Genomic DNA, 18,667 nt, shown 5'->3' with positions numbered 1-18,667 from the left:
GGGCGGCATCGCGCGCTCCTACGGCACCTGCATGACCATGGGCACGGCGAGCACGATGACGGCGATCGCCGAGGCGGTGGGCATGGTGCTGCCCGGCGGCTCCTCGGTGCCCGCGGCGGATGCGGGGCATATCCGGCTGGCGAGCGAGAGCGGGCGGCGGATCGTCGAGATGGTGTGGGAGGACCTGACGCCGTCGCGCATCCAGACGAAGGCGTCCTTCGAGAACGCGATCGCGGTTGCCATGGCGATGGGCTGCTCGACCAACGCGATCATCCACCTCATCGCCATGGCGCGCCGCGCCGGGCAGGAGATCGGGCTCGAGGACTTCGAGCGCTTCTCCCGCCGCGTGCCCGTGATCGGCAATGTCCGCCCCTCCGGCAACGCCTACCTGATGGAGGACTTCTTCTACGCCGGCGGCATCCGCGGGCTGATGGGGCGCATCCGCGAGCACCTCGACCTCTCCTGCGTGACGGTGTCGGGCAAGACGCTCGGCGAGAACATCGAGGGCGCCCGCGTCTTCAACGACGACGTGATCCGGACCACGGAGAACCCGATCTACGGCGAGGGCTCGCTCGCGGTGCTCAAGGGCAACCTCGCGCCCGATGGCTGCGTGATCAAGCCGGCGGCGATGGACCAGCGCTTCCTCAAGCACTCCGGCCCCGCGGTGGTCTTCGACGACTACCCCTCCATGAAGAAGGCGGTGGACGACGAGAGCTACCCCTTCACGCCGGACACGGTGATGGTGCTGCGCAACGCCGGGCCCCAGGGCGGGCCGGGGATGCCGGAATGGGGCATGCTGCCCATGCCGAAGAAGCTGCTGCGCGAGGGGCACCGCGACATGCTGCGCATGTCCGACGCGCGGATGTCCGGCACCTCCTACGGCGCCTGCGTGCTGCATGTGGCGCCCGAATCCTACATCGGCGGTCCGCTCGCCCTGCTGCGGACGGGCGACATCGTGACCCTCGACGTGGACGCGCGGACGATCAGCATGGAGGTCTCCGACGAGGAGCTGGCGCGGCGCCGGGCCGAGTGGGTGGCGCCCGAGCCCCGCTTCGAGCGCGGCTACGGCTACATGTTCAGCAAGCACATCCAGCAGGCGAACGAGGGCTGCGACTTCGACTTCCTGCGCACCGAGTTCGGCGCGCCCGTTCCCGAACCCGTCATCTACTGAGAGAACCGAGCATGGCCCTGTCCGAAGAGACGCGCGCGAGGCTGAAGACCGTCAGCACCGCGACCGTCGCGACCATCCTGTTCAAGCGCGGCTTGCGCAGCCAGTTCATCCAGGACGTGCAGCCGCTGCGCGTGCGCGAGGAGAGCATGGTCGGCGAGGCCTTCACGCTGCGCTACATCCCCGCGCGCGAGGACCTGAACGGGATCGAGGTGTTCAAGGACCCGAGCCACCCGCAGCGCAAGGGCGTCGAGACCTGCCCGCCCGGCGCGGTGATGGTGATGGACAGCCGCAAGGACGCGCGCGCGGCCTCGGCGGGCTCTATCCTCATCACGCGGCTGATGGTGCGGGGCGTGGCGGGCGTGGTGACCGATGGCGGCTTCCGCGACGCGGCCGAGATCGCCCAGCTCGACATCCCAACCTACCACCGCCGCCCCTCGGCGCCGACGAACCTGACGCTGAACCACGCGATCGACATCAACGTGCCGATCGGCTGCGGCGACGCGCCGGTCTTCCCGGGCGACGTGATCCTCGGCGACGGCGACGGCGTGATCGTCATCCCCGCGGCCATCGCCGACGAGGTCGCGGCCGAGGCGGTGGAGATGACCGCCTACGAGGACTTCGCGACCGAGCGCGTGCGCGCCGGGCAGGGACTGCCAGGCCTCTACCCCGCAACCGACCCGAAGAACCTCGAGGCCTTCGCCTCATGGCGTAAGGAAAAGGGGCGCTAGCGGCTCAACAAGGATTGGTGCAAGGCCCCGCTCCCGCGGGCGGCGTTCATCCGCCTGCGTCCACCCTGCGGGTGCCGGCCATGTCGCGGGTGTTCCTCCGCAACGGCACTCTACGTTAGAGCCTGCGAGCCACAGCGGAGAGGGCTAGTGGCGCGGCCCTGCGCCGCTGCTGCTCCGCCATCGAGGTCCAGCCCTGCCCCGTCACTGCGGGGCGGGTTGGCCCTGCCGCGCGGCGGCGACGCGTACGCACTCGGCCTGCACCTGAAGGAAGCGCTGGTACGTCTCCGGCGGCAGGACGTAAGGATGCGGATCGAGGTAATCGGACGCCCGCGCGCGGGCTTCGTCCATACCCGGCTTCAAGCGGCGGTTCCGCAGCAGGTCGAGGCTGTAGAGGCTGAGATCCTGCGCCTGGTGGTTTGCCAGCAGCACGGCTACCCCGGCCCGTTCCGTCACCTGCCGGAAGCGCGCCGCGCGGTTGAGGTGCTTGCGCACCGCTTCCCTGTTCTCGTTGGGAAAGGACGGCGCTGGAGCCGGCGCGGGGCGCGTCTGCGCACCCGACGGGGCCGGTTCCAGCACGAGCAGGGCGCCGAGGCAGGCGGCAATCGGTGTCAGGCGTGACATGGCCGGTTCCTCGTTATGCTCGAGAATGGCAGGCTTCAGTCGGCCTGAATGCCGGTCTCGTGGACCAACGATCCCCACCTTGCTACCTCGGCCCGTAGCATGGCGTCGGCGGTCGCGGGGTCAGGGATGCCGGGCTCAAGCCCGACGTCACGCAAGCGAGCCTGCACCGCCCTCGTGGCCAGGATGGCCGCGACCTCCTGCCTCAGCCGGTCGAGCAGCATGGGCGGTGTGACCGCGCGCGCGGACAGCGCGTGCCAAACGGTGAACCTGAAGCCCGGGACCCCCGCCTCCGCGACGGTCGGCAGGTCCGGGCTGCCCGGCGAGCGTTCCTCCCCCGTAGTTGCCAGGGCGCGCAGCCTTCCGGACTGGATCTGTCCCATGACCTCCGAAGGACCGGCGAACATGAAGTCCAGCGTGCCGCTCACCAGGTCCGTCACCGCTGGGCCGCCGCCGCGGTAGGGTACGTGCTGCGCAACGATGCCTGTCATCTTTGAGAGCAGGACGACCGTGACATGGGAGGGCGAGCCGACGCCGGGGGAGCCGTAGCTCAGCTCCCCCGACTTCGCGCGCGCGAGGTCCAGCAGGCTTTTCAGGTCTCGGGCCGGGCTGGATTGCGGCACCACCAGCACAGAGGAGGAGGTGGCGGGAACGGCCACGGTGGTGAAGTCGCGCAGCGTGTCATAGCCCGGGTTGCGCATGATGGCCGGCGTGATCGCGTGCGTGCCGATATGGCCCTCGACCAGCGTGTAGCCGTCCGCCGGGGCCTGGGCCGCGGCGGCCATGCCGATGGCACCGTTGGCGCCGCCGCGGTTCTCCACCACCACCGGCTGGCCCAGCCGTGTCTGCAACTCCATTCCAATCAACCGCGCGATGAGGTCGGAACTGCCGCCGGGTGCGAAGGGCACGATGACCCGGACCGGCCGGTCGGGCCACTCCGCACGGGCCGGGTTGCACGCCAGGAGCGCGGGCAGGAACAGGGCGGTGCGGCGACGGATCGATCTCATCTCGACCTTCCTTCCTGGAGGTAGGAATTAGCCGCCGAGGGGGCGGGGCACGATCTTCCGGGCCTCGAGGATGGCGTCGCCCGAGGACTGCAGCAGCCCGCAACCGCCGGCGATCGCCCACCACAGGTGATCCGCCCGCTGCACGATGAGGCATTCCAGGCTGCGGATCAGGTGCTCGCCCTCGAAGGAATGGGCGAGGGCGATGTGCGCCAGCTCCTCCGGCAGGCCCGCCGCGATGCAGAGATGCGCGCCGTAGACGGGATGGCGCAGAGAGGGGAGGCCCGCGGCGGACGGATCGCCCGTCCAGCGCGCGCGGTTGGCCGCATCAAATTCCCAGGGCTTGCCGACGTCATGCGTCAGCCCGCCGGCGATCACCAGGTCGCGGTCGATCCGTACGGCGGGATCCATGGCGGCGAATTCGTCGGCGATGGAGAGGGCGATGCGGGCCACGCCGCGCAGATGCGTCGCCTGGTCGCCACGCCTCAGGGCGAACTGGCCCGGGTTGGACTCCCCGGGGATATCGGAGATCCGCACGAAGCTGCTCTCGGAAAGGGCGAGGCACCAGACCTCGACGCATTTGCGCCGCAGTTCCTCGTTTCCGATCCCCGCCAATTCAGGAAGGTCTTCCAGGACCGTCGCGCGCAGAGCGTCGGTGATCTCGCGCCGGGGGCGGCGGTCGAGGAAGTTCATGCCTTTCTACTCCAGCACGATGTTGAGGTCGCGCGTCACGCCGCCCCATTTGGTGATCTCGGCGTCAATGAAGCGGGCGTAGTCCGCGGACGAGCCCTGACCAGGGATGTAGCCGCTGGCCGCGAAACGTTCCCGAAGCTGCGGGTCCTGCAGCGCCCGGGCGGTCGCATCATGCAGGCGCGCCACGATGTCGGGCGGCGTGCCGGCCGGAAGGGAGAGGCCGAGCCATCCGACCGCGGAGAAGCCGGGATAGCCGCTCCCGGCGATCGTCGGCGCCTCCGGGTAGAGCGGGCTTCGCGCCTCGCTCGTCACGGCCAGCACGCGCAGGCGGCCGACGCGGACGTGGGGCAGGGGGATGTCCACGTTGATCATCACGACCGGCACCTGGCCCGCGAGCACGTCGGTGATGGCGGGCGCGGCGCCGCGATAGGGCACGTGCAGCATCTCGATCCCCGCCGCGCGCATCAGCATCGCCATGGCGAGATGGCCGGAGGAGCCGCTGCCGGGGCTGGCGAAGGTGAGGTCGCCCGGCTTCTCCTTCGCCATGCGGACCAGGTCCTGCAGGGTGCGGGCGGGGAAGCCCTCGGCCACGACGAGGGCGTTCGGCAGGGAGGCGAGTTGGGCGACGTGGGTGAAGGCCGTGCGGGAGTCGTAGGGCATGTTGCGGTACAGCCCGTGGTTCATCGCGTTCTGGCCGTTGCCGGAGACCAGCACGGTGTATCCGTCCGGTGCTGCGCGAGCGACCTGGGCCGCGCCGATATTCCCATTGGCGCCGGGGCGGTTGTCCACCACGAAGGGCTGGCCCAGCGCCTGGGAGAGGGGCTGGGCTACCATGCGCGTCACCACGTCGTTGCTGCCGCCCGGCGGGAAGGGCACGACGAGGGTCACGGATCGCTCGGGCCAGATGGCGGCGCGGCCCGCGCGAGGCCGCGCGAGAGTGGGCGCGGCCAGGGCGAATGTGGTGAGGGCCGAGCGGCGGGTCAGCGTTTGCATGTCGTCCTCTCCGTCAGGGATGGGGCGCTCAGGCCGCGAGGCGCCAGGTCTCGCCTATCCAGGGCGCCAGCCGCTCGCCCTGGAGGTCCAGCCCGGTGCCCGGCGCGTCCGACACAACCATCGTGCCGTCCGCCTCCAGCGGGAGCGCCCCCGCGATCTCCAGCAGCGGGTTGGCGGAGGCGTCGACCTCGATCCAGGGATACTCGCCCGGCGCGCCCCGGCGCGGCGTGACGAGCGCCGCGGCCTGGAGCGCCGCGCGCATGTTCACCACCGTCCCGAAGACGTGCGGCATGACCGGAATGTCATAGGCCGCGGCGAGCGCCGCGATGCGGAGAAAGCCCGTGTAGCCGCCGCAGACGGTGAGGTCGGGCTGCAGCACGGACATCGCGTCCGCGGCCAGGAAGTCCCGGAAGGCAGCGAGGCTGGCCAGCGCCTCCCCGCCAGCGATGGCAACCGGCACGGCGGCGGAGATGGTGGCATAGCCTGCCACGTCTTCGGGTTGAACCGGCTCCTCCATCCAGAGCAGGCCTGCCTCCTCCATGCGGCGCGCCGACTCGATGGCAGCACGGGCGGTGTATCCCTGATTGATGTCCACCATGATGGAGACCTCCGGCCCGACCTGCCGGCGCACCGCCATGGCCATCGTGCCGTCCGCGCGGGGCGAGACGCCGGCGCGCGGCTTCAGGGCGCGGAAGTTGCGGCGGAGGATGCCTTCGATCTCGGCCTCGTAGTGGCCATAGGGCTCGGCGGCGTCCGTGGTGATGAAGGGCGCACTGGCATAGGCCGGCAGGCGCGTGCGCAGCGCTCCGCCGAGCGCCTCCGCAACGCTGACGCCGCGGCCCTGCGCCGCGAGGTCGTGCAACGCCATGTCCACGGCCGAGATGGCCATCATCCCGGGGCCCCGTCGGTCGTAGCCGAGCGTGCCGAGCATGCGGTCGTAGAGACGGCCGTGGTGGTGGGGCGAGGCGCCGAGGATGATGGGCGCGAGCCGCGTGCGGACCAGCGCGGCCGCCGCGGCCGGGGAGGCGAAGACCTCCCCCCAGCCGCGTGCCCCGGTATCGGCCACCAGCTCCAGCAGGAGGAAGTCCCGCCGGCGGATCATGCGCGAGGCGTTGCCGATGGAGGGCGAGGGCGCGAAGCCCAGCAGGTAGCCGCGGATCTCCACCACCTTCAACGCAACGTCCCTCCGTCCAGTGGCGAGCTCTCAGCGGCCCGGCGGGCTCAGTTTGTCGCACTGGCGATGATGTGCGCAAATGCCGATATGCGCAGCGATCATGTCCGTTGGTTATGACCTTCGACCTCCGGGAGATGGAGGTCTTCCGCCGCGTCATGGAGCTCGGAAGCATCACCGCCGCAGCAGCGGCGCTGAACATCTCCCAACCTGCCGTCACGCGCATGCTGCAGAAGGCTGAGACGCGGCTCGGCTTTGCTCTTTTCGTGCGAGAGCGTCGGCGCCTGCGCCCGACGGCGGAAGCGCAGATCATGTTTCCCGGTACGCTCGGTGCCTTCGCCGCGATCGAGTTGGTGCAGCGCATGGCCGGGGAGCTGCGGGAGGGTCGGACGGGCATCCTGGCCATCGCCGCCATCCCGTCGCTCGCTGCCTCCATCCTACCGACCGCCATCCGACGGTTCCGGGAGAAGCGGCCGGAGAGCGCCATCACCCTGCAGACCTTCAGCGCGCACGAGATCATCCAGCGCATCGCGTCGCACCGAGACGACCTCGGCTTCATCATCGGTCCCGTGGGCAACGAGACCTTGGCCGTACACGATCTACAGACTACGGGATTGGCCTGCGTGATGCCGGCCGGTCATCCCCTCGCCAATCGGCGCAGCGTCGGCCCCGAGGCTCTTGCGGACCATCCGCTGATCTGCCCCGGCCGCCATCTCGTCCTGAGCGAGCAGCTGGCCCGGGCTTTCGCGGAGAGGAACATTCCCTTCCGCATCGCCGTCGAGGTTTCCCACACCCATGCGGCCTGTGCCCTCGTCCGAGCCGGCGCCGGCATCGCGCTGATGGACGGCTTCGGCCTCCTTGGTGCGCGGGCCGATGACCTGGTCAGCCGCCCTTTCCGGCCAAGCCTCCTTAGCACCGCCCGCCTGCTCACCGCACGCCTGCGGCCGGTATCGCGGCTGGCGCAAGACTTCATCGATGCGCTGGGGAGTGATGCTGGAACGGACAACCGTCCTGAACGGAATGGCCATCTTCGCGCCAGGGTTCGTTAGACAGCTTGGACTTTGCTCCATCGCTTGGAGTGGATGCAGGGTCTGAGCGACATGGAGTGAGTCCGGCTGAAGTCGGCCCTGGATGCGGCAAGGTGAGGGACGGGCCGGCCCTCTCCTGACGAGCGCCGGACGGTGGGGGCCATTGTCGGGCGGCAGCGCAACGGGGCCAAGTGGCGGGCGGTGCCGGCGGCGTTGGCTCCCTGGTGGAAGGCGGCGCAGCGGATCGTGTCACCCATCTCTGTCACGCAAATGCGCGACAGAGAGCCATCCAACCGGAAGAGATATCGTCGGACTGTCAACCGGTCAGGTTGAAGACGTAGTCGCCGCTCTGGCCGGAGAAGCCGTAGTAGTTCGGTCCGTTCGGGTCATCGTCGCGGCTCGGGATATGGGCGTAGCCCGCGACGGCGAAGTAGTACGCACCCGTGTTCTGCGCTGTGAAGGTGAGGGTCAGGTCGGGAAGGCCCTCGTCCGGGTCGTCCCGCTCGTCATCCCAGTTGACGTCGAGGAAGTGGCCCGAGGCATCGTAGACCGCGATGTTGGTGCGCGGCTGGTTGACCGGGGTGGTGCTGGTGAAGGCGGTGACGGTCTGGCCTGCGGTGAGGGAGACGCGCCAGATGTCCACATCGTCCGGCAGGTCGAGCGAGGCCGTGGCGGCGAAGCTGCCATCAGCCAGATCCGCGGTGGCGATGGTGTTGGCGCCGGCGAAGGTGGCGTCCAGATCCGGGCTGGAAAGGGAGATGGTCTTGCCTCCCTCGAAGACCAACCGCTCGACATTCACCAGACGGTCCTTTCCGTCATGGATGTCGTATTCGGATGTCGGCTGGCGCAGGTCCTGGACGGTGGTGACGCCCGTGCTGTTTGTCTTGATCAGATAATTGGAAACGAGGCCGCGCAGGACGACGTAGTCGATGCCGCTACCGCCATCAACGGTGTCGTTGCCGCCGCCGCCCCAGATGATGTCTGTACCATCCTCGGCATAGATATTGTCGTTGCCAGCGCCACCATCGATCTCGTCATCGCCCGTGCCGCCGGAGAGCTTGTCCTTGCCGTCCCCGCCCGAGATTTCGTCGTCGCCATCACCGCCATAGGCTACGTCATCGCCGATCCAACCATTGATGGCGTCATTCCCTGCATCGCCATAGAGCTTGTCGTTGCCCCCGCCGCCAAAGATGTTGTCGCCGCCATCGCCGCCATGGATTTCATCACGGCCCGTGTCGAAATTGTAGATGTTCTCGCCTTCGTTGCCACCGGACAGGAAGTCGTCGCCGTCACCGCCATAGATCTTGTCATCGCCGAAGCCGCCATAAAGGGCATCACCGCCTCCTTCGCCGTAGAGGCGGTCATTGCCTCCACCGCCGGAGAAGAAGTCGCCGCCTCCTCCAGCATAAAGAAGGTCGTTGCCATCCAGCAGGTCGATGTAGGTATAGAGATATTCATTGCCGCCACGGTCATCACCATCGCCGTAGACAAGTTTATCGTTTTTGCTTGTGGGCGTGGGCATGGGTTTCCTCGTTTTTATTGTTTCGTACGCAGGTTCCGCCCGGCCGGCCCGGGTAAGCCGAGCGGGCGGCCAACATCAGCGTTGCTTCACTAATTTACCCTGAGTAAGAAAAATCTCTCGCGCAAATTACCCCGATGTGTGTGGTTATAAAAGGCTGGTGGGCGCTCCCGGCGAGCCGCATCCCTGCCACCCCGCAAGTTGCTGCTCTGTCCGAGATCCTGGGCATAGAGATATTCGGCCTGCTCAGCCTCGGGCACCGGGCGGATGGATGATGGGAGAGGTAGGCGAGCAGGGAGTGCTCCAGCGTAGCCTTTAACTTGAAGCTGTTCGGAATGGACCAGTCTCGCTTGCCGCTCCTCGGCGACCGTCTGAAAACTTACGGCTTTGGTAGGGTTCTCGCATCTCAACCAGCAGGCCGGAGACGACGGCTCCCCCCTGGCTCGGCCACGTAGCCGATGCAGCTGGCCGCGGTTCTGCCGGAGGGCTCGGGTCTGCGCGGCAGGCTGGGGCCCGCCTCCCGCAGCGAACCGCCTTAGCCGATGAAGATCCAGTTGTCGTGCGTCTGAGCTGCCGTGTTTGCCCGGTTCTCCTCACCGTCGGCGAAGCTGATCAGCACGCTGGCGATCGGGGCGCCGCGGTCGAGTTCCGCCGTCCAGTAGCTCTTTCCCGAGGCTTCCCCCGCGCGGCCGAGGACGTTCTGGTAGAGCTTGTCCACGATCGCGGCGTTGTTCGCCCCCGCGTAGAGGCTCTTGAACTCGTTGCTCAGGGTGAAGTTCCGGGCGACCTCGATGGGCGTGGCGCCGGCCTTCAGCTCCTTCGTCCAGTAGTCGAGGCCCGGCTGGTCCGGGGTGCGGGCGAAGGCGGCGGCGTAGAGGCGGTAGGCCTCCGAGAGATCCCTGTCGCCGGCCTGAGACGCCGTGTTCCTGACGTTTTCGATGCTCTCCGAGAAGCCGAGCAGGACATCGGCCTTCGAGGTGCCGCTGTTGAGCTGGTTGGTCCAGTAGCTCACGCCGCTCGCCTCGCCCTCCCGCCCGAGGACGTTGCGGTAGAATTCCTGCACCACTTTCTGGTTGGACAGGCCGGCATAATGGGCCTGGAACTCGGTGGAGGCGGTGAAGCTCCGCGCGATGCTGGCCAGCGTGTCGTGGTACACGTCCATTCGCTGCGTCCAGTAGGCCTGGCCGCTGAGGTCGGGCAGGCGGTCGAAGGCCGCCTGGTAGAGGCGGTAGACATGGCCGCCGGCTCCCGTCGCATCGAACAGGCCGACGCCATCGGTGAAGACGAAGACGCCGGCGGCGGTGTCCTGCCCGCCGTCGCGGCCCGCGACCCCGTCGCTGACGAAGGCACGCCCCTTCTCGGTCCGGTAGAGCGTGTACTGGTCGTGCGTGCCGAGCAGCCCGGCTTGCCCTGCTGCGGCGGCGGGGCGATCGTCGTTGAGGATGGTGCCGGAGGTCTTGAGGGCCGAGGGCAGGCTCGCCCCCGTGAGGGTGAGGGTGAAGCCCTCATCGCGCTCGACCGTCTTGTCGCCGCGGACTCCGAGGCTGATGACCTTGGATGTCTCGCCCGCGAGGAACCCGACGGTCCCGCTGAGGCTCACGAAATCCGAGGCATCGGCCGGCCGCGCGCCGCTGCCCGCGACCGTGTAGCCGAAGGTATCGGCCGCGAGGGACCCGCCGCTGCGGCTGACGGTGAAGGTGAAGGGCGTGGTGCCGGAGCTTCCCTCCGCCTTCACCGCGGAAAGGGCGGAGAGGGAATAGACGGAGGGCGCCGATGTCGGCGTCGGTGTTGGTGTTGGTGTTCGGGCCGCGTCGTCGTTGAGGATGGTGCCGGTCGCCGCCGCCTGGGCGATGCTGGTGGCCAGGGAGCCCGCGATGGTGACGGTGAAGCCCTCGTTCGCCTCGGCCAGGGCATCGCCGCGCACGCCGACGGCGATCACCTTCGAGGTCTCGCCCGCGAGGAAGCTCACCGTGCCGGCGAGGCCGGCGAAGTCCTGGGCATCGGCCGGGCTCGCGCCGCTCCCGGCGACGCCGTAGCTGAGCGTCTCGCCGCCGAGCACGTCGCCGGTCCGGCTGACGGTGAAGGTAAAGGGAGTGGTTCCGCTATTGCCCTCAGCCTTCGACGCGCTCAGGGCGGCGATAGAATAGGTGGCGGGGGTGGGCGCCGCGAAGGGAAGCGCGGGATCGCTGCCGAGGGAGCCCGGCATCACGTCCACGAGGCGGGGCTGGGCCGTGCCGTCGGTGACGAAGATCTCGGTGCCATTGGCCGCCGTGGTGGCCGTGAGGAACAGCTTGTCACCGACGACGGTAAGGCCGGTGGGGGCGGATCCGGCCGCGCCCGGGTTCACGTCGAAGACACTGGTGGTGGTGCCGTCGGTCACGATCAGTTCGGCGCCGCGCGCGCCGTCATTCGCCACGAAGGCGAGCCTGCCGCCGAGGACGGTGAACTGCGCCGGAAGGCTGGAGCCGGGGCCGGGCAGCACGTCCACCACGCGCGGCGAGGCGGTGCCGTCGGTGACGAAGACCTCGGTTCCATTGGCCGCCGTGTTGGCGGTGAAGAACAGCTTGTCCCCGACCACCGTGAGATTGGCGGGGGAGGATCCGGCCGCGCCGGTGTTCACGTCGAAGACGGTGGTGGTGGTGCCGTCGGTGACGACGAGCTCCGCGCCGCGCGTGCCGTTGGTCGCCACGAAGGCGAGCTTGCTGCCGAAGACGGTGAACCCACCCGGGGCGCTCGTCGTGCTTCCGGGAAAGATGTCGAGGGCGCGGGGCTGGCCCGTACCGTTGGTGACGAAGACCTCGGTGCCGTTGGCCGCCGTCGTGGCCGTGAAGAACAGCTTGCCCCCGATGGCCATGAGGTTGGTGGGGGCGGAGCCGGCTGTGCCCGTGTTCACGTCGAAGACGGTGCTGGTGGTGCCGTCGGTGACGACGAGCTCCGCGCCGCGCGTGCCGTCAGTGGCGACATAGGCGAGCCTGTTGCCGAAGGCCGTGAACTGGAAGGGCAGGCTGGAGCCGGAGCCGGGAAAGACGTCGATCACGCGCGGCTGGCTGGTCCCGTCCGCCACGAAGACCTCGGTGCCGTTGGCCAGGGTGGTCGCGATGAGGAACAGCTTGTCGCCGACGACGGCGAGGCTGGCGGGGGACGAGCCCGTCGCGCCTGGGGCGATGTCGAAGACGCTGCTGACGGTGCCGTCGGTGATGACGAGTTCCAGGCCGTGCGTGCCGTCATTGGCGACATAGGCGAGCTTGCCGCCAAAGGCCGTGAGCTGCATCGGCGTGCTCGTGGCCGGGCCGGGAAAGAGGTCCACGATGCGCGGCTGGGTGGTGCCGTCCGTGACGAAGACCTCCGTGCCGCCGGCCGCCGTGGTGGCCGTGAAGAACAGCCGGTCGCCCACGGGAGTGAGGTTGGTGGGGGAGGAGCTGAGCGAGCCCGGGTTGATGTCGAAGAAGTTGGTGGTCGTGCCGTCCGTCACGACGAGCTCCGTCCCGCGCGCGCCGTCGGTCGCGACATAGGCGAGCTTGTTGCCGAAGACGGTGAACTGGCTGGGCAGGCTGGAGCCGGAGCCGGGAAGGGCATCGATGACGCGCGGCTGAGCGGTGCCGTCGGTGACGAAGACCTCGGTCCCGTTGGCCGCCGTGGTGGCGGTGAAGAAGAGCTTGCGGCCGATGAGCGTGAAGTTCCCGGGATTCGAGTCCGCCGCGTCCGTGTTGAGGTCAAAGACGCTGGTGGTGGCGCCGTCGGTGACGGCGAGTTCCACGCCATGAATGCCGTCACTCGCGCGGAAGTAGAGCTTTCCCATCCATCGGGCCCTTTTGTGCCACAAGCGATACAAATCGAACTTCTTGCGGCAAGGCAATGGTGCGGGACACCAAATCGAAGAGGTGGTGCCGGGAAGCAATAATCCTCCAGTAGGCAGTGCTGGTTGAATACAACTGATGGTTGCGCTATCAGCTCTCATTCTGGCTAATGGTTGTGTCGCACATCGGCTGAACGGCCAGGCCTCTCCTTTCTCCCCCCGATCCTCCTTGCGCCCCGCCCGCCTGCGCACAGCCTTGGCGCCCGGCGGTGCCGGCGCTAGACCGGCCGGCGCCCATGTCAGACCCCGCTCTCACCGATCCGTCCGTCGTCAACCCGGCCGCTCTCCTCGCGGCCCGAACGGAGATCGACGCGATCGACGACGCCCTGCACGACCTGCTGATGCGCCGCGCCTCGCTCTCGGCCGCTCTGGCGGCGCAAGGGATGAAGGCGGGCGGCGCGAGCTTCCGCCCGGGGCGGGAGGCGATGATCCTCCGCCGCCTTCTCGGACGCCACGCCGGCCCCCTGCCGCGCGGCGCCGTGGTGCGGCTCTGGCGGGAGATGATCGCCTCCTCGCTCCGCCAGCAGTCGGATTTCGCCGTCGCGGTCCTCGCCGGGGCGGAGGGGCTGGCGCGGGGACATTTCGGCCTGGACACGCCGCTCCGCGCCCATACCACGCCGGCCCTGGCCCTCGCCGCCCTCGCGGCCGGGGAGGCGACGGTGGCCGTGCTGCCCTCGCCGGCCGATGGCGAGGCGTCGGAGGCCGCCTGGTGGACCTCGCTCGACGCCCCGCGCCTCCAGGTGGTGGCGGCGCTGCCCTTCCTGATGCAGCCCGGCCAATCCTTCCCGAGCGCGATGGTCGTGGCCCTCTTCGGCGCCGACGCCACCCCGCGCGACCGTGGCCTGCTGCGGCTGGAGCGCTCGCCCGGAACCTCGCGCGCCACCCTCGTCGAGGCGCTGGACGCGGCTGGGCTGCCGCCCTTGCGGCTGGTCTTCGCGGCCGGCGGACTGCGCGCCCTGGCCGAGGTGAAGGGGCTGGTCCTCCCGGATGACCCGCGCCTCGCCGCCCTATCCCCCCTTCGCGCCACCCCGGTCGGGGGCTATGCCGAACCGGAGCCGGACAACCCTCGCGCGCAGGGCGAGCCCGGCTGATGCGGCGAGCCGCCGCCTTCTCACAGGGGGTTCCCCCCATCCCGTCGGAGTGACGACGACCATGCCCGTGATGCCCCGCCCCTCCATCCTCTCGGTCGAGCCCTATGTGGGCGGTGAATCGAAGGTCCCGGGCGTGAACCGGATCGTGAAGCTCTCCTCGAACGAGGGGGCCTTCGGGCCGCCGCCGGCCGCCATCGCCGCCATCGCCGAGGCCGGGCGGGAGGCGCATCGCTACCCCGACGGCGGCGCGACCGCCCTGCGCGAGGCGATCGGGCGCCACCACGGGCTCGACCCCGCGCGGATCGTCACCGGCAACGGCTCGGACGAGCTGCTCGCCCTCCTCATCCTCGCCTATGGCGGGGAGGGGACGGAGCTGGTCATGTCCGCCCACGGCTTCCTCATGTACGACCTGACCGGGCGCTGGGCCGGCTGCCGGATCATCAAGGTGCCCGAGAAGGACCTGATGGCCGACGTGGACGGGCTGATCGCCGCCTGCGGGCCGCGCACGCGCCTCGTCATCCTCGCCAACCCGAACAACCCGACCGGCGCGCTGCTGCCGCAATCCGAGGTGAACCGGCTGCGCGCGGGGCTGCGCGAGGACATCCTGCTGATCCTCGACAGCGCCTATGCCGAGTACGTGCAGGACCCCGACTACGACCCCGGCCAGGCGCTGGTGGATGCGGGTTCCAACACGGTGATGACGCGCACCTTCAGCAAGGTCTGGGGCCTTGGCGGCATCCGTCTGGGCTGGGCCTATGGCCCCGCTGAGATCATCGACGTGCTGAATCGCGTGCGCGGGCCCTTCAACGTCTCCGCCACCGCCATGGCGGCCGGCATCGCGGCGCTTTCCGAGCCCGATTGGGTGGCGAAGAGCGTGGCGCACAACGCCGCCTGGCGCGCCCGCCTCACGGAGGGGCTGACGGCGCTCGGGCTGCGTGTGCACCCGAGCCAGGGCAACTTCCTGCTCGTCGATTTCGGCTCGGCCGATGCGGCGAAGGCCGCCGACGCGCACCTGCGCGGGCGGGGGCTGATCGTGCGCGGCGTCGGCGTCTACGGCCTGCCGACCTGCCTGCGCATCACCGTCGGCACGGCGGAGGAGTGCGGGATGGTGCTCGAGGCCCTCGCGGGCGCCGACAGCCCCGTCGGCCGAAGCGCGGCCCATGCCTGAGCAGCCGCTCTTCGAGCGCCTCTGCATCATCGGGCCGGGGCTGGTCGGCTCCTCCATCCTGCGCCTCGCGCGGGAGAGGGGCGACATCGCCGGCCACCTCGTCGCCAGCGCCCGCGGCGAGCACACGCTGGAGCGGGTGCGGGCGCTGGGCATCGCGGATACCGTGGAGGCCGACCCGGCAAAGGCCGTGGAGGGCTGCGACGCGGTGATCCTCTGCGTGCCCGTCGGCGCCTATGCCGGGGTGATGGCGGTGATCGCGCCGCATCTCGCGCCCGGCTGCATCCTCAGCGATGTCGGCTCCACCAAGGGCAGCGTGCTGCGCGACCTCGCGCCGCTGCTGCCGGAGGGCGTGCACCTCGTGCCCGCGCACCCGATGGCCGGCACGGAGCATTCCGGGCCGGACGCGGGCTTCGCCACCCTGTTCAAGGGGCGCTGGTGCATCATCACGCCGCCGGCGGGCACCGATCCCGACGCCGTCGCGCGCCTGCGCAGCCTGTGGGAGCGCGCGGGATCGATGATCGAGACGATGGACGCAGTGACCCACGACAAGGTGGTGGCCGTCGTCTCCCACCTGCCGCACCTCATCGCCTTCACCATCTGCGGCACGGCCGACGACCTCGCGCAGGAGACGCGGGAGGCGGTGCTGCGCTTCGCGGCCTCGGGCTTCCGCGACTTCACGCGCATCGCGGCGAGCGACGTGGACATGTGGCGCGACATCTTCCTCAACAACCGCGAGGCAGTGCTGGAGATGCTTGCCCGCCTGACCGAGGACGCCCAGGCTTTCGGCCGCGCCATCCGCTGGGGCGAGGCCGGCTTCATCGAGGATCGGATCCGCCGCGGGCGGAAGATCCGGCGCTCGCTGATCGAGCTAAATCAGGCCTGAAGAAGCGGCCACTCGCGCGGCTCGTTCCGGGCATCCGCCGGGACGGGCAGCGCGCTCATCGCCCCCTGGAAGCCGGCCTGCAGCGCCGAGGCAAGGCTGTGCGGCTCGCCCAGCCCGACGACGCAGGTTTCGGCGCTGAGGGCGAGCGGCCCCGCCAGCCGGTCGCGCGCCTCCAGCAGGGCCTTCACCGCCTCCTCCCAGTCCATGCCGGGATCGACCACGTCCATGAGGGCGAGCTGGAAAGCGGCATGAAGGGCAGCGCAGTCAGTGGCCAAGGGGAACTCGCTCCTGGTCGGTGCGGCGAATCGCTTCGGGCCGGAAGCCGCCAGGGCCCCAGCCACATCGCCGCACATACGATCAAAAATCTGTGATTAAAAGAGTCGCGCAAGAATTTACGCGCCTCCAACCGGCGGGGTCTTGCCAGCCCGCAGCGAAGGGCCGCCCTCCCACCCAGAAGGCAGGAGGGGCAGCCGCGCGGGTCAGGCCGTGAACTTCACCCGCTCGTTCTCGCCGCCCTTCGGCGGCTGTCCCGTGACGGTCGCCTTCACGTAGCCGAAGGCGTGCAGCAGCGTGGAGGACGGGCTGTCCCAGTACTCGGCGCCCGTCATCTCGATCGCGATCAGGGCGATGTGCGGGTCCTCCGCGCCCTGCGGGAACCAGGTCTTCATCGACTCCTGCCAGTACTCCTTCTGCTTCGCGACATCGCGGACGACCCGCGCGGTGCCGGAGACGGAGACGTAGTTCTGGCTCGACGGATCGGAGTAGGAGAGCAGCACGCGGTTGTTGCGGTTGATCTCCTCGGTCTTCTCGGTGCCGTTGCCGGAGAAGAACCAAAGGGTCTTGCCGTCCGGGTCGAGCCCGGCGGCCACCATCGGGCGCCCGCGCAGCTTGTCGCCGTCGCCATGGGTCACGAGCACGGCCGTCTTCACGTCCTTGATCATCTCGCGAACCTTTTCGCGCTGCTCGTGCTCGGTCTTCGCCTCGGCCATGGGGCTCTCCTGCTTCCTGCGGAACAGGCCATGGAACGACGACGGGCCGGCGCGGTTGCCCGCCCCTTGCCGGCGCCCGCCGCCCCCCTCACCCTGCCGAGGACATGAGCCATCCCGACCTCCACCTCGCGCGTGACGCGGGGATCGCGACGCTGACCATCGACCGCCCGGCCCGCCGCAATGCCCTTACCCTGCCCATGTGGAGGGCGGTGGCTGGCCTGTTCGAGGACCTCTCCGCCGACACATCGCTCCGCTGCGTCATCCTGCGCGGCGCGGGGGAGGGGGCCTTCTCCGCGGGGGCGGACATCACGGCCTTCGCGACGGAGCGCGGCACGGAGGCGCGGGAGCGCGCCTATAACGATGCCCTCGTTGCCGCCTTCCTCTCGATCGAGCGCTGCGTCCATCCCGTGGTCGCGGCCCTCTCCGGCCACGCCCTCGGCGGCGGCTGCGGCCTGGCGCTGATGTGCGACTTCCGCGTGGGCGGGCCCGGCACGCGCATGGGCATCCCCGCTCGCAACCTCGGCCTCTTCTATCCTCACGAAGGCCTGGACGCCCTGCTTCGCATCGCCGGCGAGGCGGTGGCGATGGAGATGCTCGTCGAGGGCCGCACCTACACCGGGGAGGAAGCCCTCGCGCGCCGCCTTCTCACGCGCCTTGTGCCCGACGAGGCCGTGCATACCGAGGCCCGGGCGCTCGCTGCCCGTGTGGCCGAGGGCGCGCCGCTGGCCAACCGCTTCCATAAGCGCGCCCTCCGCGCCCTCCGCGGGCCCCTGCCGGTCAGCGACGCCGACCGCGCCGAACTCGACGCCTTCCCGCGCAGCGCGGACTTCCTGGAGGCGGTGAAAGCGTTTGGCGAGAAGCGGCGGCCGGTGTTTCGGGGGGAGTAGAACTGGAGAGGGCGCTGCCCTCTCCAGACCTCGCCCGCCAAGGGCCTGAGGCCCTTGGATCCCCGTCTGGCTGTCGCGGAACCTTCCTGAACATGTAGTCGCCTCGGGTCTAGGACCCGAGGCGCACCGGCCGTTCAGTATTTCCAACTCGAAGAAGAAGATGATGGAGAGGGGTCCGGGGAGAGGAAGAATTCCTTCTTTCTCTCCCCGGAGTCACCCGAGCCGGCCGGTCAGAACAAGCCGGCGCCACGGCCAGGATGGCCTACCCCCGCCAGCGTGCCCGTGTTCGCCAGAGGTGCCAGGCGTAGATTGCCGCCGCCGCCCCGATCACGGCCGTGCCGAGCGGTTCCATCCAGTGCCCGATGCGTTCCCACTGGCCTTGCAGCAACCAGCCCGCGGTCATGAGAAACCCCGTCCAGAGGCAGGTGCCGAGGGCGGTGGCCGCGTAGAACACGCCGCGGTTCATCCGCACGAGGCCGGCGGGCACGGAGATGAGGGTGCGCGGCCCTGGCAGGCAGCGGCACAGGAGCACGGCCGGGACGCCCCAGCGGACGAGCAGGGCGCTCGCCTCCCGCACGTCTTCGCCGATGATGCCGAGGTAGCGGCCCCAGCGGTCGGCAGCGCGCTCGATGCGCGACTGGCCGATGTGGCGGGCCGCCTCGTACCAGATGGCGTTGCCCAGCAGCGCCCCGGCATTGCCTGCGACGAAGACGGAGACGGCGTCCATCTTGCCCTCGGCGGCGGCGAAGCCGGCCACGGGCATGATCGCCTCCGACGGGATGGGCGGGAAGATGTTCTCGGCGAACATCAGCAGGAAGATGCCGAAGGTCCCGGTCGCGGCCAGGATGTCGGTAACGAACTCCATCAT

The 18,667-nt window shown here is 69.6% G+C and carries 17 protein-coding genes; 7 read left to right on the top strand and 10 right to left on the bottom strand.

Annotated elements, in window-relative coordinates; translation table 11 throughout:
• Nucleotides 1-1,171 (top strand): dihydroxy-acid dehydratase (locus BO39_RS04295; RefSeq protein ID WP_043830293.1); only part of this gene is annotated, 1,171 nt, incomplete at its 5' end.
• Nucleotides 1,172-1,182: 11 nt separating this feature from the next.
• Nucleotides 1,183-1,899, top strand: a complete 717-nt coding sequence (locus BO39_RS04290) for a ribonuclease activity regulator RraA (RefSeq protein WP_043830291.1) — start codon at nt 1,183-1,185, stop codon at nt 1,897-1,899.
• A gap of 201 nt (nt 1,900-2,100) precedes the next feature.
• On the opposite strand, the gene BO39_RS04285 is transcribed toward BO39_RS04290, so the two are convergent.
• Genes BO39_RS04285 through BO39_RS04265 form a run of 5 tightly spaced genes read right to left on the bottom strand, consistent with a single transcriptional unit; the run spans nt 2,101 to nt 6,375 of the window.
• Nucleotides 2,101-2,520: an MBL fold metallo-hydrolase gene (locus tag BO39_RS04285; protein WP_043830288.1), complete on the bottom strand. Its 420-nt coding sequence runs from the start codon at nt 2,518-2,520 to the stop codon at nt 2,101-2,103.
• Nucleotides 2,521-2,555: 35 nt separating this feature from the next.
• Nucleotides 2,556-3,524, bottom strand: a complete 969-nt coding sequence (locus tag BO39_RS04280; protein ID WP_043830287.1) for a Bug family tripartite tricarboxylate transporter substrate binding protein — start codon at nt 3,522-3,524, stop codon at nt 2,556-2,558.
• Nucleotides 3,525-3,551: 27 nt separating this feature from the next.
• Nucleotides 3,552-4,214, bottom strand: a complete 663-nt coding sequence (locus BO39_RS04275; protein ID WP_052401451.1) for an HD domain-containing protein — start codon at nt 4,212-4,214, stop codon at nt 3,552-3,554.
• Between the two features lie 6 nt (nt 4,215-4,220).
• The gene (locus BO39_RS04270; RefSeq protein WP_052401450.1) at nt 4,221-5,207 is read right to left on the bottom strand and encodes a Bug family tripartite tricarboxylate transporter substrate binding protein; all 987 of its coding nucleotides are present in this window, start codon (nt 5,205-5,207) and stop codon (nt 4,221-4,223) included.
• Between the two features lie 28 nt (nt 5,208-5,235).
• On the bottom strand, nt 5,236-6,375 hold the full coding sequence (locus tag BO39_RS04265) for a mandelate racemase/muconate lactonizing enzyme family protein (protein ID WP_245614948.1): 1,140 nt from the start codon (nt 6,373-6,375) through the stop codon (nt 5,236-5,238).
• Between the two features lie 119 nt (nt 6,376-6,494).
• On the opposite strand from BO39_RS04265, the gene BO39_RS04260 reads away from it, so the two are divergent.
• Nucleotides 6,495-7,427, top strand: a complete 933-nt coding sequence (locus BO39_RS04260) for a LysR family transcriptional regulator (protein WP_043830283.1) — start codon at nt 6,495-6,497, stop codon at nt 7,425-7,427.
• 295 nt (nt 7,428-7,722) lie between these two features.
• Here the strand turns inward: BO39_RS04260 and BO39_RS29630 are convergent, their stop codons facing one another.
• Together BO39_RS29630 and BO39_RS29625 are read right to left on the bottom strand one after the other, a co-directional pair.
• The gene (locus tag BO39_RS29630) at nt 7,723-8,928 is read right to left on the bottom strand and encodes a calcium-binding protein (protein WP_052401449.1); all 1,206 of its coding nucleotides are present in this window, start codon (nt 8,926-8,928) and stop codon (nt 7,723-7,725) included.
• A gap of 532 nt (nt 8,929-9,460) precedes the next feature.
• Entirely contained in the window at nt 9,461-12,724 is a 3,264-nt protein-coding gene (locus tag BO39_RS29625) for a DUF4214 domain-containing protein (RefSeq protein WP_052401448.1), read from the bottom strand.
• Between the two features lie 293 nt (nt 12,725-13,017).
• On the opposite strand from BO39_RS29625, the gene BO39_RS04245 reads away from it, so the two are divergent.
• From BO39_RS04245 to BO39_RS04235, 3 genes are all read left to right on the top strand, one after another.
• On the top strand, nt 13,018-13,872 hold the full coding sequence (locus BO39_RS04245) for a chorismate mutase (RefSeq protein ID WP_052401447.1): 855 nt from the start codon (nt 13,018-13,020) through the stop codon (nt 13,870-13,872).
• A gap of 61 nt (nt 13,873-13,933) precedes the next feature.
• On the top strand, nt 13,934-15,040 hold the full coding sequence (gene hisC, locus BO39_RS04240) for a histidinol-phosphate transaminase (RefSeq protein ID WP_043830281.1): 1,107 nt from the start codon (nt 13,934-13,936) through the stop codon (nt 15,038-15,040).
• Nucleotides 15,033-15,923, top strand: coding sequence for a prephenate/arogenate dehydrogenase family protein (locus BO39_RS04235; RefSeq protein ID WP_043830278.1), 891 nt, complete (start codon nt 15,033-15,035; stop codon nt 15,921-15,923). Before hisC ends, BO39_RS04235 begins: the two co-directional genes overlap by 8 nt.
• Here BO39_RS04235 and BO39_RS04230 read toward each other — a convergent pair.
• Together BO39_RS04230 and BO39_RS04225 are read right to left on the bottom strand one after the other, a co-directional pair.
• A complete protein-coding gene (locus tag BO39_RS04230; protein ID WP_043830277.1) occupies nt 15,914-16,198 on the bottom strand; it encodes a hypothetical protein in 285 nt (94 codons plus the stop codon). The two genes, BO39_RS04235 and BO39_RS04230, sit on opposite strands and share 10 nt — an antisense overlap.
• Nucleotides 16,199-16,402: 204 nt before the next feature.
• Nucleotides 16,403-16,912 (bottom strand): pyridoxamine 5'-phosphate oxidase family protein, encoded by a 510-nt coding sequence (locus BO39_RS04225; protein ID WP_043830274.1) that lies wholly within the window; start codon nt 16,910-16,912, stop codon nt 16,403-16,405.
• 104 nt (nt 16,913-17,016) lie between these two features.
• On the opposite strand from BO39_RS04225, the gene BO39_RS04220 reads away from it, so the two are divergent.
• The gene (locus BO39_RS04220; RefSeq protein WP_043830273.1) at nt 17,017-17,799 is read left to right on the top strand and encodes an enoyl-CoA hydratase/isomerase family protein; all 783 of its coding nucleotides are present in this window, start codon (nt 17,017-17,019) and stop codon (nt 17,797-17,799) included.
• A gap of 262 nt (nt 17,800-18,061) precedes the next feature.
• On the opposite strand, the gene BO39_RS04215 is transcribed toward BO39_RS04220, so the two are convergent.
• Entirely contained in the window at nt 18,062-18,667 is a 606-nt protein-coding gene (locus tag BO39_RS04215) for a DedA family protein (RefSeq protein WP_043830270.1), read from the bottom strand.

The organism is Roseomonas aerilata DSM 19363 (assembly GCF_000711725.1).
Classification (GTDB): Bacteria; Pseudomonadota; Alphaproteobacteria; order Acetobacterales; family Acetobacteraceae; genus Roseomonas; species Roseomonas aerilata.
This window is presented reverse-complemented; position numbering and strand designations above follow the sequence as displayed.

Bases quoted from the DNA above. Each gene is read 5' to 3' on its own strand.
- BO39_RS04215 (WP_043830270.1), bottom strand. From the start codon at position 18,667: ATGATGGAGTTCGTTACCGACATCCTGGCCGCGACCGGGACCTTCGGC.
- BO39_RS04280 (WP_043830287.1), bottom strand. From the start codon at position 3,524: ATGAGATCGATCCGTCGCCGCACCGCCCTGTTCCTGCCCGCGCTCCTG.
- BO39_RS04290 (WP_043830291.1), top strand. From the start codon at position 1,183: ATGGCCCTGTCCGAAGAGACGCGCGCGAGGCTGAAGACCGTCAGCACC.
- BO39_RS04245 (WP_052401447.1), top strand. From the start codon at position 13,018: ATGTCAGACCCCGCTCTCACCGATCCGTCCGTCGTCAACCCGGCCGCT.
- hisC (WP_043830281.1), top strand. From the start codon at position 13,934: ATGCCCGTGATGCCCCGCCCCTCCATCCTCTCGGTCGAGCCCTATGTG.
- BO39_RS04225 (WP_043830274.1), bottom strand. From the start codon at position 16,912: ATGGCCGAGGCGAAGACCGAGCACGAGCAGCGCGAAAAGGTTCGCGAG.
- BO39_RS04220 (WP_043830273.1), top strand. From the start codon at position 17,017: ATGAGCCATCCCGACCTCCACCTCGCGCGTGACGCGGGGATCGCGACG.
- BO39_RS04260 (WP_043830283.1), top strand. From the start codon at position 6,495: ATGACCTTCGACCTCCGGGAGATGGAGGTCTTCCGCCGCGTCATGGAG.
- BO39_RS04275 (WP_052401451.1), bottom strand. From the start codon at position 4,214: ATGAACTTCCTCGACCGCCGCCCCCGGCGCGAGATCACCGACGCTCTG.
- BO39_RS04285 (WP_043830288.1), bottom strand. From the start codon at position 2,520: ATGTCACGCCTGACACCGATTGCCGCCTGCCTCGGCGCCCTGCTCGTG.
- BO39_RS29630 (WP_052401449.1), bottom strand. From the start codon at position 8,928: ATGCCCACGCCCACAAGCAAAAACGATAAACTTGTCTACGGCGATGGT.
- BO39_RS04235 (WP_043830278.1), top strand. From the start codon at position 15,033: ATGCCTGAGCAGCCGCTCTTCGAGCGCCTCTGCATCATCGGGCCGGGG.
- BO39_RS04270 (WP_052401450.1), bottom strand. From the start codon at position 5,207: ATGCAAACGCTGACCCGCCGCTCGGCCCTCACCACATTCGCCCTGGCC.
- BO39_RS29625 (WP_052401448.1), bottom strand. From the start codon at position 12,724: ATGGGAAAGCTCTACTTCCGCGCGAGTGACGGCATTCATGGCGTGGAA.